Annotated in this window: 1 protein-coding gene; it reads left to right on the top strand. The window is 52.2% G+C overall.

What is annotated here, in order from left to right; genetic code table 11:
* The first annotated feature begins 178 nt into the window (after positions 1-178).
* Entirely contained in the window at positions 179-313 is a 135-nt protein-coding gene (locus tag NG895_RS30150) for a hypothetical protein (protein ID WP_261360666.1), read from the top strand.
* Positions 314-358: the final 45 nt, after the last annotated feature.

Here is a 358-nt window from a genome sequence, read left to right as displayed (position 1 = left end):
CAATTACCCACAAGTTGGCGTGGGGCGAGGCATGTCGGTTCTGGTATGCTGGGGGATATTCGACCTGCGGAGGTAGTTCGTCAGATCCAGCCTGGCGAGAAAGTGGCAGATTTAGCGAATGAACTCAAACTTTTGACTTTTCGCAGTCGCACTCAGAATCTGCCTGTTGGTCTGGAGCATGGCATCGTATCGCGATCGGATGGCACTCGATGGTTGGTGCGTGGTGGACAAGAAGGAATTGATTTCGCTGACTTCCAAGACTTCAGGCGTTTACTTGTTCACACACACGGGCGGCCAACTGGGCCATCTTTAAATGCTGACATTCCCTTCCTTAGAAACACCGGCCAGAGGCATAGCT

It is taken from the genome of Aeoliella straminimaris (assembly GCF_024054565.1).
In the GTDB taxonomy this organism is placed as follows: Bacteria; Planctomycetota; Planctomycetia; order Pirellulales; family Lacipirellulaceae; genus Aeoliella; species Aeoliella straminimaris.
This window is presented reverse-complemented; position numbering and strand designations above follow the sequence as displayed.

Excerpts from the sequence above, each read along its gene's own strand:
- NG895_RS30150 (WP_261360666.1), top strand. The coding sequence starts at position 179 with ATGGCATCGTATCGCGATCGGATGGCACTCGATGGTTGGTGCGTGGTG.